Origin of the sequence: Acinetobacter sp. PW68 (genome assembly GCF_020982655.1) — a bacterium.
GTDB lineage: Bacteria > Pseudomonadota > Gammaproteobacteria > Pseudomonadales > Moraxellaceae > Acinetobacter > Acinetobacter towneri_A.
The window spans coordinates 1-13,137 of the sequence record NZ_JAHZSX010000004.1; the positions used below are offsets into that span (position 1 = coordinate 1).

Below are 13,137 nucleotides of genomic sequence, written 5' to 3' on the forward strand. Positions count from 1 at the left end.
TAGAACATAACAAAGTAGGTCAAGCACAAAACTACTATAGTAACGCTTGATTGTTGAGACTTTAATCGCTGCTTTCCCATGATAAGCAAATTCGTTTTCTAACCACTGACACACGCGTAAATGTGCAATAGCCACTACATAATCTAGGTACTCGCCATTTCCAGCCTCATACGCAGATTTATAGTCCTCAGATTTTTGGATGCTTTCTTGGAGTTGATCCGCAAGCTGTTTGGGTTTGATATCCTGATGAAAAGATAAAAGCCAGGATTTCAGCTCATGACGTTGACCGGTTCGTCGATCATGAAATGTTTTGACTGTAACTGTAGGCATCTCCAAGTCTAAGACTTGAGGCTTTTTTTCAAGATTTTTGATTCTAGCTTGAATAGTTTTCCAGCAATCGGGTTGATCATAGAGCTGTGTATACTGCTCATAGATTAAAGGCGAAGTGATGATCTGATTGTTCAGTACACTGGTACTTAAAACATCCAGATTAGGAATCTCTTGCCACAAGACATAATCCATATGCTTAAAAATGGCAAAACCGGTCTTTTCCAAGCCTTTTAAAAATAGCTTCACGTGATTAAGCTGTGTAAATGGCTGCTGATCCTCACGTGCTTTTCTAGAGTCCCCCTCCTCCGCCATATTCAGTACAATGTTTAAATGGATTTTAAGTTTTTCTAGCAGTAAGGCTTCAGGCTGATTCCCCGTTTCAATTTCACTCTGTTCTTTTTCCCAGCACAGCAATGGCGAAGTGCTTTGTAATTGATGCCCTTGCGATCTATTGATTAGCTCCTGAATCCGTCGATAACATAGCATCACAAAGGCATTGAAATAGATATGCTGAGTTTGCCATAACTCCGTCTCTTCTTCGCCATCCTGACGATAGATGTTGCCATACTTTGTCGAGGGCAACGTGTATGAAAAGACATAAGCTTTTTGAACCTTTTCGTCACCTGAATAGATCGGAAGCAAGCCACTATCCAGGTTCATATGAAAAATCGCATCATGAATGGCTATCAGTCGTTCAGGTTGCATGCATCCCTGATCAAAAATTAATGAAATACACAGACATTCAAACAAGGTATTCACTAATTTTTGTTGCTCTTTAGCCGTAGAGTATAAGAAGATACCTTGAGTTTGTTGTTTGAGATAATCCGCCCAATTCACATACAGTTTTTCTTTTACCTCGACGAGCATAGTACCCTGCTGTAACTTTCGTCCTGAAAAAACGTTGTCTAGACGTTTAGGTGTGTAGACTATCCAATCGGGCAACTTAATCTCATAGCTCTCGGCATAGGAAGGGTAATCCTTTTGCCACTGCTGGTTTTTCTCGTTACAAATCCGTTTCACTTGTTTAAAACAGAATTGAAGGTAATCTGCAGCATTGCCCTTAAATTTGGATATTTGGCAGAGCTGCTCTAAAACTGCTCTATAGAGAGTAAACTTGTCCAGAATTTGCTGATCAAGCCACTTAAAATCAATTTGAGCAAGGTCAGAATTTACATCTGTGTATGTAGCAGTGATCAGCTGAGAAATTTCCTTAAAAATGTCACCGATTTCTCTTTTAATGGCATTTTCTAATTGCGTAACAAGTGATGTATCAAGCACAAGATGGTCCTTTAAAGCACTTCAAGCTTTGCGATTTCTAGTTTGTTGAGCAAGCTTTTAACTTGTTGCTGAATGTCGTGTTTGTAGAGATAAGGGCTTAATCCAGAAATGTGACTGAATCCCATGCTCTGCTTATCATGGGTATATAGCGTATTGTGAATGTCACCACTCAGGGCGAGATGATTTTTAGTGAAATGCCTTGGCCAGTTTTTATAAATCTGTACAGTCTCTTTAAGGTAATTCGTGACAAAATCAGCAGACATGGGCTGTAACTCCAAATGCTCCACGACTTCAGCAAGATTCACCTGACCTTTTTGGGACTTGATCCGAGGATGTGAGATGACATAGAGCATAAAACCATCGTTTTCCAATTGCGCTTGCAAACTTTTTATCCCGAGTGATTCGATGGTTTTCGTCAGATATTTTCGATATGCATTGAAATGATCCTGCCAGTAGCCTGTAACAGGAACAGGACGTCCTACTTTTCGTGAATCAGTTTTTTTATCATGCACGTAAAGCAGTTGTGCCTTAGGATCATAATGTTTCAGTAACCCCGGCATGCCGACTATTGGACGCACCGTCAGGCAGATTAAGGAAAGATGCCACATCCAAATGCTGTAAGCATTCAGCTTCTCGATCAGATTCGCTTGAGTATTGGCTAATGTGTTTTTGACAAAATGATAAAGCTGATTAAAAAATTTACTCGCGGCCTCTACAGTCCAGCATCGCTGACTGCCGATACGTTCCTCACGATGAAAAATATGACCAGGGTGTTCATCCTCAATCCATGGTTCACCTTTTCTACGGTCTAATAGAACATTAATATAGCCTTGAAAATGCTGGTCGATTTGATCGATCTGACGCCCTTCATAGTTCCATTGCACGATATGACGGCTATCTCTGTTGGCCAGCAAGTGTGCGACCAGGTTATCATCCGTCTCCATATCCATATAAAAATAGATTTGCCGCTCTAACATACCACAGGTGATTTCGCCAATTGCATGCTCTTTAAAAATTTCCCGCAAAAAATTATTGTACTCAATCACACAAAATTCAGGTTCCTCTAAAGCCTCTAAACTGGTGATCCAGGGTGCTGGCATGCGCCATTCCAGGGTTAAGGCCCGATTATAACGCTGTGCTTTATCTTGCATGGCACCGGAATGATTGGCATTCAACTTAGGATCGATCACCCAATAATAATGGATGACTTTTTTGACTGATTTTTTTTTAATTCTACCAATATCAATCAAATACTTGATCTTTTGAAAGACCGTTGGACTCAGACCGGTCAAGAGACACATCAGACCACACACAGCTAAAGCCGATTGATATGCATCATTTCTCTTATTTTCTTGATAACACTTCTGCAATCGCTGATATACCTCAGTTAATAAACTGGGTTTCAGATAAAGCGGATTAGTTTTACAGGCTAAGTCACGTCGCTGAATTCTCTTAGCTTGCTTTTCGAGCTGTTTCTGTTTGTCATCAGAGAAACTCCCCTTCACCCGCTTGGCGATCTCATCCTGTTCAGGATCGACAAGATTGGCCTCTGTATCCTGTCCAGTATCCTCATTCTCTACATCCAACGATGATGTGCCTGAATCAGATTTATAGGTCATGCCCTTTTTAATATCGTTAATTAAAGCCTGAACATTAATTACTGTTGAATTTAATCTACTATTGGCAATCTCGTTGAAAACAATAATAAATTGTTGAATATAACGGCCAAGATTAAGCTGTTCAAAATCATTTTTTATTGTTTTACGCTCTAAAAGAATTTTTAACTCGTTGGCATCAAATTCATCCATAGCTTGGAGTTTGCGTGTAACTTTTTTATACAACAGTTTATTTTTCTCAGTATTCGATAACTGCTTTTGCAAAAGAAGTTTTAAATTATAAGATACTGTGTTGATTTTATTGTTGTTTTTACAATTATTTAGAATAACCTGTTTTTCATCCTTTTCATCCTTTTCATCCTTTTCATCCTTTTCATCCCTTGTAATCTGAGGCTCTAACAAGATGATTTCCTTCAGTATTTCACACAAGGCTGCAGTACAAAGATAGGAATAGATGAATACTGCTTTTTGTTGGTCGCTTAGTTCTCCTATAGATGCACTTTTAGCCCATTGCGTTAACCCTGCTAATAATTTCTGTTGTGTCACTATCCGATTATTTTTAATCACCACATGTATTTTGTGAGCAGCAGCATACAGTTCCTGTGCCTGCTGATCTTGCGCCAAGAGCTGAGTCAAAATTTGTTTTTTTACACTCAGGGTTGATTGACCCATTCTTCCAATAGTTTAATTTGCTTGTCAGCTGACAATTCATCAGTTTGGCTCATAAAGCTACCATAATTTTTCAGGGTAAAAATTGATATTCAGGTTTCGTTCGAACTTGAGCTTCAAGTCTTTATTCATATGCAAAAGTATTTTTATAAGTGTTTGCACTCAATTGAACACAACGCTGCGGATTTTTTCCCACCTTCATATACCGTGATAATGGCAAACCTAAGGTATCGGACAATTGAGTAAAAAAACATGTAAATAGAACAGCATGTACCTCTTTATGTTTGTGCTTTGGAACCTGTTCCAAATCTAAAGAAAATTTTATGGATTAACCATTTTAGAATTTCAAATTCATCAACACCTTTATGGGATTTTTCACCCTTGTTAAGAATTCTTTTGATATAAGCATCCAGCTTGTTTTTAAGATTCAAGATAAAATGTCGAATAAAATCTGGTAAATCTAATATCAAAACTGCACTTAACTTGGTCAGGACTTCAAGTGATTTTTTTGCATTTCCAATTTTTTTCTATCGTAACCATCTCAGCTGATACTGGCTGTATAAACTCAATACTGTTGAAATGGCTAATTTTTAAATTTACAACTTAGGCTCAACAGAATCTGTTAAGCCTAAAAAGGCAGATCATGAAGATAAAAATATTGTTGATTCTGATATGGATGAAATTTTAGATCCATCAGAAGATCAGTTACCGTTCTGGTAAGCATTTTTTCCCTTTAACACTTTTTAATTCAATATGTATGATAAATAGCAGTACCCAATATTTAAAAAATATTGGATACTCAATTATAAATTTCCACAGTGGAAATTTATAATTTTTATGGGTGGTCATCTAAACCGGCAAGAAATTCTTCTAACTTTTCAATCTTTTCTTGATTAAATTCAGCATTTAAACTGGTGCGAATATTTAGGACTGTTTTCCCATTGAGACTTTTCTCGATCTTAATCGAACCAAAATTTAAGACCATTTTTATTTTTAAGATCATTTTGTTTACTAGAGAGGCATTTTCGATGCTTTGATCTTGTTTTTAGCTGTCTCTTGTACCGTTAGTGCTTTTTCTATTTGATAAATGAATTTTTTGATGGACGATTTGTTTCTGTAAATTCATTTAGGTACTTTTTCCATATGGTTAACGTGGTATCTTCAACTAGTTGATGGTTAAACTTTAAAACCAGTTTATTTAATTCAGTTAACAATTGTTGTGCGGTTGCACCTGAAATCGCTTTGGGGTGGATTTTTAGATCTTCTTTTATATAGTTTGGCAGTTTATAAAAGCTCATTAATCTAAAGTATTAGATTGATCTAATTGATTTTTTGAGTAATAAATTCTATATTTTGTATAGTATAACCAAACTCATCGCAGTGTTTTTGTATAGCATTGACTAATTCAAAATCACTAAGATTTGACCGATGTAAATTGTCAATCAATGAAATTAAAGCTGTCTTTTCTGTAGATTTATCATCTCGAATAATTGCACGAATAGTCTTATGTTTTAATACATCACGAACAGCTCGAAACCTTTTTTCTCCACCAACAAGCTCATATGTTTCTTCTTTTTTGATCACAACAATCGGATAAATTTGCCCATTCGTTTCAATACTTTTGGCAAGCTTTTCAACATCTTGTAAAACTTTGTCTGTAATAATGCGAGGTTGATGCTCTGAGAAGTCAATAAGCTCTATAGGTAGATCAACAATATTATTTTCAGTCGATGATACCAATGCAACTTTGCCTGTTCCTGCTGCATTAATAAATGCTTGTTCCATTTCAAAGGCATCATCAAAATCGACAATGAGTGGTTTTTTCGCCATTACAGGATCTCCACCAAAAATTCATTTAATTCATCTTTTGCTTTACTACTACCCATTTCTAATACTGATTTTCCTTCGATCATTGCATCGCGAAATTGTTTGCGATCACGCACAATGGTATTTAGTGTTTTCACAGACTTGACTTGTTGTAGCAACTCTAAAGCAGCATCAATTTCTGTAGATTTGGTATTGGTTGGTGCTTTATTTAAGACTACAAAAGTTTCTAATTTCTTATTTACTTGCTTAGCAGCATTTACCAATCTAAGCACAAATGGCAGCACTTCGATATCTGTTTGACTAGGTTGCGTTGGAATAATAAGAACATCTGCTATTAATAATGCTGAACGAAACTCAGCTGAATCACGTCCTGCAACATCCAATACAATATATTTATTATTATTTTTTAACTGTTGTAGTTCTTCTTTTAAATTATCTTTGAGCGAAATGGTTGTAATCGAGTCTTGTGTTCTACGTTTACTCCATTTTATAGAGGATTGTTGATCATCTCCATCTACAAGAATAGTCTGACCTTTTTTGCTCAGAGCAACAGCTAAATTGGTTGAGAGTGTGGTCTTTCCAACGCCACCTTTCTGATTGGCAATTACGTATATTGTCATGGATTAAATATATAAAAATTAAATTTATATTAGCATAATTTTAAAAATTAAAAAAATATTTTTAATTTTCCACAGTGGAAATTTAAAAAACTAAAAAGCCTTTTTTTCTTTTGTGTAGTCCCGGCATTTGATGGATCGGATCAATCTTAAAAAGTTCAGGTTCATCTATCCACTGTTTGCAGATGAATTCGTAGGGAGTCAGGCCCCTGAGTGTTTTGAGTCTGCGGTCGAAGTTGTATGTAGCAATAAAATCAGCAAGGTGAATGCATAGCTGAGTGTGATCGTCGTAAGGCTTTGTTGCACAAACCTATCTGTAAAGGGTTTTTCAGCGATATAATTTTCAAATGAAGAAGCCTACACACAAAATCTACCGCACAACCAATTGGCCCGCATATAACCGAGCACTCATGAGTCGCGGAAATATTGTCATTTGGTTTGATCCTGCTACGCAATGGTATGCTCCATCAAAAGGCAAACAAGGGCGAAATCAAACCTACTCCGACGCAGCTATCCAATGCTGCTTAATGATTAAATCCTTATTCCGTCTATCTTTACGTATGGTCACTGGCTTTGTGCAAAGTCTGATTAAACTTTGCGGATTAAATTGGACCGCACCAGATTACAGTACGCTTTGTAGAAGACAAAAGCATATTGATATTGCAATCAGCTACCAAAAAAGTAGCGATGGGCTGCATCTACTCGTAGACTCTACAGGCATGAAGTTTCTAGGTGAGGGCGAATGAAAACGCAAGAAACATGGAGCTGAATATCGTCGCCAATGGCGTAAACTACATATTGGTATAGATGCCAAAACCCTACAAATACGAGCAGTTCAGCTTACAACCAATAATGTCAGTGATTCACAGGTGCTTGGTGATTTACTTAATCAGATTCCACAAGATGAGCAGATTGACTCTGTTTATACCGATGGAGCTTATGACACCAAGCAATGCCGTGAGGTCATTGCAGATCGGCAAGCACATGCGGTGATTCCACCTAGAAAAAATGCGAAACCATGGAAAGATACAAAGAGTAGCTCGCTAGAGCGAAATGAATTACTTCGAACAGTTAAACGTTTAGGCAGGACACTATGGAAAAAATGGTCAGGCTATCATCGGCGAAGTTGGTTGAAACTAAGATGCATTGCATCAAATTATTAGGAGATAAACTCAGTGCAAGGAGTTTTGATAGCCAAGTGAATGAGATCCATGCACGTGTAGCAGTCCTTAACAGATTTACGGAATTAGGTCGACCACTTACCCAAGTTACGCCTTAAATTTGGCTCAATTAGGGGCGCTTTGCATTTCAAATCTTTGTGCAACAAAGCCAATTTAAACTAATTCTAACTGTTCGGCTTCTTCTGTAACTTCAATATCTTCAGCAGCAGAATTTTCAAATTCATCATTTAACCAACGCTGTAATAAACTACGCATTCTTGAGCTTGGTACATAAATATTGATTGGGTTACCTTCACGAATAGCAGAACGCCATATCCATTGGACCATCTCAGATAGAGCGAATACATCTTCCTTAACAGGGAATCCCTTCATAGCTGAAGCTTTAACAACCATTGGATTTGGATATAGGTTCATCAAGTAAGCTAAGTTGGTTTTGTCTTTGTATTCGTTAGTTGCCTTTGTATTGAAGGCTAACCATTCTTCTTTATAGCGTGATCCAGCAATTGCTGAATGTGCTTCTTCCAAATGAAGTCCAAAGTCTATCTGACTTTTTCGCTTTAACATGGTTACGGAAATAGTTATCAAGATTTTTTGACAACTGCTCACATAAAGCTTTCTTATTTGATTTGAATTGGCTTGAACTCAATGCTGTAGTTTTAGTACCAATCTCATTAATAAACTTGTTATCTGAAATAGTGACTAAATGCTTAATTTGAGAAGGCTTGTTACCAAAACGGATCAGTTCATACTCAACGCCATACGATTTCAAATACGCTGACATTTGAGAGCCTTCAAACATATAAGTAGCAATCCAGACTTCTTTAAAAGATCTCAGTGTGTCGATACTCAATTCCCAAACAATCAGCTTCTGGTCCACATACAAGAGCTGACCGAGATCACACATTGTTGCTAGGTTTTCATATTTCGTACCCGTCGGGTCACCACCGTTATCACCATACTTTTCACGGTTGAAACGAAGAGTGACAGCATCATCATCAACATGAATCCAACCTAAACGGAAAAGAGCTTCTAACTCTGTAGATGAATGCTCTGTATATACATCATAGACTTGAATTGTTTCGTCAATAATCAGTACATAGTCTTTCGCATCATCCAACATATTTGGTGTTAGGTTCATAAAAAGCTGATGTGTACTGACTACGTTTTCTTTGTTCTTTAACAGGTATTGCAAGCTTTCAGCTTTATTTCCACCCTTATAGCTTGGATGCTTGAAACGTCTTTCCTTCAAAGGAGCATCATCTAAATATGCGTAATGAACGCTTGTATCGTCTTCTGTGGTAATTAAAGGACGTTTTAATACATCTTCAGGATCGTATGTTGTACCTGAAATACGATGGCATTCATCAAGTAATGGAGTGATGTAAAGAAAGTTCTGGTCTTTTTCTGCTGTTCTAATGTTTTCTATAATTTGAGTAGTCTTACCGCTACCCATCATTGCATCATAAACTTTAAACACTGTGCTTATTTTTCCTATTTGCACGTTTTATTATCCTCATTGCATATTGTTGTAATGGAAGACTGTTCTCCCCTCTTGAGACAGATTATATTACATCAAGACAGATAATGTCAATAACTTGTCTTGTGGATCTATTTTTGTCTTGAATTGCTTTATTTGTCTAGCTAAACACTTGTTTTGTTTTTAAATTTAAAACTGTGGATAAGTAAGACAGATTTCGGTCTTAATTGATCTTAGGTTTTATACGGCTTTCGCTGCAATTCGATACTCAAATTACAGTGAATTTATAAAGGAAAATTTAAAGGCTGTAGACAAAACCTTGTCTTAGACATTTTATAACTACTTGTTTTTAAAAATGAAAAAAGCAAAAACCTTAAAACAAAAATGTACGGATTCTAGGTACACATAAGCGCACACAGACATAGCACCTAAAGCCTATTTACTGACCGCCCTCTGTTCCTTCCATTACTGTAGCTATTGCATACAGTCGGTTGGTTGCTCAAACATTTACTTCAGCATAGCTTCGTTGTTACTCGCTATACTTCGTAAAGTTTCGAGCTGAGGTCCATTCTTTTATAACTCAATGTTTTCAACTGATTTTGAAGGAAGCTTAAAAAGTCTTATAAAATAAGGCTAGACAAAACCTTGTCTTGGGACTATCAAAAAAGTCAATCTTTTAGGCTTTTTTTAACTTGAATCTTAAAGAAGAAATTATAAAAAAATACAGATAACTAATTAATAAATATTTAATTAATTTTTCAAATAAAGAAAAAGAATAGAGCGATATATCGAACTCCTTTCAGTCGTTCTCATATCTTCTTATAGAAAAATAGTTGTTCAACCTATAACAGCTTCTTATTCATTTCCTTAACAGTCAATGAATAACAACCTTTAACAGTCAGATAATCAATCTTTAATCTGTATCCGTACCTTAACAGGCACGTATCCATATCAAACATTGAACTGACTGCCTACTAATCTGTTTTGTATGCTGTTTATTTTTCAATACTAATCAAATAGAATGAAGCTACAACTTTACATATAACTGTTTAATATGAAAAAGATAGTTTTAACTTTACTGTTGGCTTGTACTGGTACTATGGCTCAAGCTATTGAAGTGGATCATAATTACAAATTTAGTCTTTGTGCTGTAGCGGAGGATATAGCCAAAAGTTCTGTCGAAATACAAAAATATGAAGACATAGGAAAAGAAGAATTTAAGGTAGGTTATTTCAATACTTTAGAAACACAGTTAAACAAGCATTCCTTTTATAAAAACTATTATAAGCAACTAATTAATGCAGTTGTAGATGAGTTCTGGAACGTAAGAGATGAACAGTTAGCAAGTGATGTAGCTTTCCTTACGTGTATGACACTTGTAGAGGGAACTGATTTTAAAGACTACAAATACGAATAGCCTATGCAGAATAGGTATTCTTATTCCTAAAAGTTATAAGGATTGACAGTATAATAAAAATATGTTATATATGTATCTGTTTTCTATAACTAAAAATTATAAGCAAACAGAAAAACAATAAGAATAAAAACAACTTCAAATAAAAAGAGATACAACCATGTATTCAGTATTCATCATCACCAATAAAAGAAATTCGTATTAGCAACATATCAAGACTTCAGTCCTGAGCTATCAGATCAAACAAAGCTACAGCTTATTCTAAATGGACCTACTGTTCCTGTAACTGTATTTGAACAGTACTTCAAAGCTCCTGAAGACTTTGAAATTAAAACTTTTAAAAGCGGTATCGACAATGCTTTAGAAGCAAGCCTAGAAGTCAACAACATTAATCTGGTACAAGCCAATAAGAAAGCAACAGCAGATGCACGTGTACCTGTATTACCAAAAACAAGAAAGCCACGTACTAAGAAGACAACAAATGAAGATCAAGGGCTGTAAGCGTCAAGCCTTCCTAGATCAAGCTATACTGAATGGCGGTCAACCAATCTTCTACCTAATCAAATGCTGGAATAAGGAAGTGAACCGTACCGGGTTTGTCGGAGACTCAATATTCTGAGAGACTATTCCGATGAAAAAACCAACCTATACCCCCGAAATTAGAGAAAGAGCGGTTCAATTACTAATTGAATCTGAAAAAGATTATCCTTCTACTTGGGCTGCAATCACAGCAATTGCGCCTAAGATTGGTTGTACTCCTGAAACACTTCGTGCCTGGCATCAAAAGCATTTAGATCAGCAAAATCCTATTAAAGTACAACAGATATCTGATCAAGAAAAAATGAAGCAAATGGAACGTGAAATTAAAGAATTAAAGCGTGCCAATGAAATTCTACGTAAAGCAGCCGCTTTTTTCGCCCAGGCGGAGCTCGACCGCCCACACAAATAATGGTGGATTTCATCCATAACAATAAAGACTTATATGGTGTTGATGCGATTTGTAGGATTTTACCGATCGCAGCTTCAACTTATTACCGAACTTTAGATCTCGCTGACAATCCAGAACATCGAGCGAAACGAGATCTACATTATAAGCATCATGCTGAACAAATTAAACGAATTTGGAAGGAAAGTTCAGGTCGATATGGTGTACGTAAAGTTTGGCAACAATTGAAACGTGAGGGTTATGTTATTGCACGTTGTACAGTTGCTCGATTGATGCAGAAGCTAGATATACAAGGTGTTTGGCGTGGTAAGAACAAACAAACTACCCGCAACCGAGATGATCAAAAACGAGCAGATGATTTAGTGAAACGTAATTTTAGTGCTGATCGACCTGACCAATTATGGGTCAGTGACTTTACGTATATTCAAACTCATTCAGGCTGGGTCTATACCGCCTTTATTATTGATGTGTTCTCACGAGCAATTGTTGGATGGAAAGTATCTACACGGATGAATACAGATATGGTGCTCGATGCACTTGAGCAAGCATTGCACGATCGAGGCATGCCAAAGAATGTGATTCATCATTCCGACAGGGGTGTGCAATATCTTTCGATTCGCTATACCAATCGTTTAGAAGCAGCAAATTTACGAGCATCAGTCGATACAACTGGTGATTCATACGATAATGCTTTGGCTGAAACGGTGAATGGCTTATACAAAACAGAGGTGATTGAATATTTAAAAGCAGATTGGCAAGGTTTAGCAGATGTACAACTTGCGACACTAAACTGGGTAGATTGGTTCAATAAAAAGCGTGTACACAGTGCACTAGGTTATGTGTCGCCTTTTGAGTTTGAAGCAATGTACTATGATAAGATTAACCCGTTAGGTCAGGTGGCTTAACTTAAATAAAAAAGTCTCCGACAAAACCGGTACGGTTCATGATTTTCATAGTGGTTTCCTTTGGTTTGGATTTGCATTAATCGGTTATCCCAAAACACCGCCGAAGGCGGCACTAACTATTCTTCCTCTTGGTTTGACCTCTACGTTGACATAAGTAAAGGTCTGCTCAAAGGAACATCATTTGATGATTCACATCAACCATTCATCGTAATTTCATTGTCTTCGATTAAGCTCATCCCCTATCATTTGATTATGTTACATATTCAATTGTTGGGGAGTGAATTGTATGGTTGGACAACGTGGAGGTAGTCGAGATGGTGCAGGTAGAAAGCCTCTATATGATGAACCTACTAAGGTCATTCGTGTGCCTGAGTCTAGAATTCTTGAAATAAAGAATTACCTAACAGGATCAAATAAAGCCAAGTTCAATGATGTAGCATCTATAACCCTAGTGAATCCAAGCTCTGTAATGAGTATTCCTTTGGCTTCAGAAAAGGTTGCTGCTGGCTTCCCTTCTCCTGCCCAGGATTATGTCGACAAAACATTAGACATGAATGAACACCTCATCAAAAATGAAGCAGCAACATTCGTTGTGAGAGTCGCTTCACTTTCCATGAGGGATGCAGGTATTGAGATTGATGACGAACTGATTGTAGACCGTAGCATTGAAGCCAAGCATGAAGACATCGTGATTGCACTGATCGACAATGAGTTCACTGTAAAACGCCTCATGATCGAAGGTGATGATAATCGTTGGCTTAAAGCAGAGAACCCTGAGTATTCCGACATTCATCTGCAAGATGGGCAGGAAATGCTAATTTGGGGTGTAGTGACTTTTGTCATCAAGCCATTCAGAAAGCGTTAGTAGCGTTCATCA

At 36.9% G+C, this 13,137-nt stretch carries 8 protein-coding genes, 3 pseudogenes and 1 other annotated feature; of the genes and pseudogenes, 4 read left to right on the forward strand and 7 right to left on the reverse strand.

The window, feature by feature from the left end; all coding sequences use genetic code 11:
* The 5 genes and pseudogenes from K1T76_RS14445 to K1T76_RS14465 all read right to left on the reverse strand — a co-directional run.
* Positions 1-1,608: pseudogene (locus K1T76_RS14445) on the reverse strand (hypothetical protein); the annotation flags it as partial.
* An 11-nt stretch (positions 1,609-1,619) separates the two neighbouring features.
* Entirely contained in the window at positions 1,620-3,896 is a 2,277-nt protein-coding gene (locus K1T76_RS14450) for a hypothetical protein (protein ID WP_230245722.1), read from the reverse strand.
* A 1,317-nt stretch (positions 3,897-5,213) separates the two neighbouring features.
* Positions 5,214-5,723 carry a ParB/RepB/Spo0J family partition protein gene (locus K1T76_RS14455; protein WP_230245723.1) on the reverse strand — a complete coding sequence of 170 codons (510 nt, stop codon included), beginning with the start codon at positions 5,721-5,723 and terminating at the stop codon, positions 5,214-5,216.
* On the reverse strand, positions 5,723-6,340 hold the full coding sequence (locus K1T76_RS14460) for an AAA family ATPase (protein ID WP_000158575.1): 618 nt from the start codon (positions 6,338-6,340) through the stop codon (positions 5,723-5,725). The genes K1T76_RS14455 and K1T76_RS14460 overlap by 1 nt, the downstream gene beginning before the upstream one ends.
* A gap of 82 nt (positions 6,341-6,422) precedes the next feature.
* Positions 6,423-6,629 (reverse strand): annotated as a pseudogene (locus K1T76_RS14465) (hypothetical protein); the annotation flags it as partial.
* A 55-nt stretch (positions 6,630-6,684) separates the two neighbouring features.
* Here K1T76_RS14465 and K1T76_RS14470 point away from each other — a divergent pair.
* Positions 6,685-7,616 (forward strand): annotated as a pseudogene (locus tag K1T76_RS14470) (IS5 family transposase).
* 55 nt (positions 7,617-7,671) lie between these two features.
* On the opposite strand, the gene K1T76_RS14475 reads toward K1T76_RS14470, so the two are convergent.
* Positions 7,672-8,043, reverse strand: coding sequence for a hypothetical protein (locus tag K1T76_RS14475; protein ID WP_230245724.1), 372 nt, complete (start codon positions 8,041-8,043; stop codon positions 7,672-7,674).
* Positions 8,003-9,019: a hypothetical protein gene (locus K1T76_RS14480; protein WP_230245725.1), complete on the reverse strand. Its 1,017-nt coding sequence runs from the start codon at positions 9,017-9,019 to the stop codon at positions 8,003-8,005. The genes K1T76_RS14475 and K1T76_RS14480 overlap by 41 nt, the downstream gene beginning before the upstream one ends.
* Positions 9,020-10,049: 1,030 nt before the next feature.
* Here K1T76_RS14480 and K1T76_RS14485 point away from each other — a divergent pair.
* The 3 genes from K1T76_RS14485 (at position 10,050) to K1T76_RS14495 (ending at position 13,125) form a co-directional block, all read left to right on the forward strand.
* Positions 10,050-10,412, forward strand: a complete 363-nt coding sequence (locus K1T76_RS14485) for a hypothetical protein (RefSeq protein WP_020753598.1) — start codon at positions 10,050-10,052, stop codon at positions 10,410-10,412.
* A 628-nt stretch (positions 10,413-11,040) separates the two neighbouring features.
* A protein-coding gene (locus K1T76_RS14490; protein WP_087513996.1) for an IS3 family transposase occupies positions 11,041-12,260 on the forward strand; the annotation gives its coding sequence in 2 pieces (ribosomal slippage) (positions 11,041-11,317 and positions 11,317-12,260; 1,221 coding nt in all).
* Positions 11,316-11,432: a sequence feature (AL1L pseudoknot), on the forward strand. It overlaps the preceding gene by 117 nt.
* Before the next feature lie 286 nt (positions 12,261-12,546).
* Entirely contained in the window at positions 12,547-13,125 is a 579-nt protein-coding gene (locus tag K1T76_RS14495; protein WP_020753601.1) for a LexA family protein, read from the forward strand.
* Positions 13,126-13,137 lie beyond the last annotated feature (12 nt).

Coding starts and splice junctions, on each gene's coding strand:
- K1T76_RS14450 (WP_230245722.1), bottom strand. CDS start 3,896: ATGGGTCAATCAACCCTGAGTGTAAAAAAACAAATTTTGACTCAGCTC.
- K1T76_RS14455 (WP_230245723.1), bottom strand. CDS start 5,723: ATGGCGAAAAAACCACTCATTGTCGATTTTGATGATGCCTTTGAAATG.
- K1T76_RS14460 (WP_000158575.1), bottom strand. CDS start 6,340: ATGACAATATACGTAATTGCCAATCAGAAAGGTGGCGTTGGAAAGACC.
- K1T76_RS14485 (WP_020753598.1), top strand. CDS start 10,050: ATGAAAAAGATAGTTTTAACTTTACTGTTGGCTTGTACTGGTACTATG.
- K1T76_RS14495 (WP_020753601.1), top strand. CDS start 12,547: ATGGTTGGACAACGTGGAGGTAGTCGAGATGGTGCAGGTAGAAAGCCT.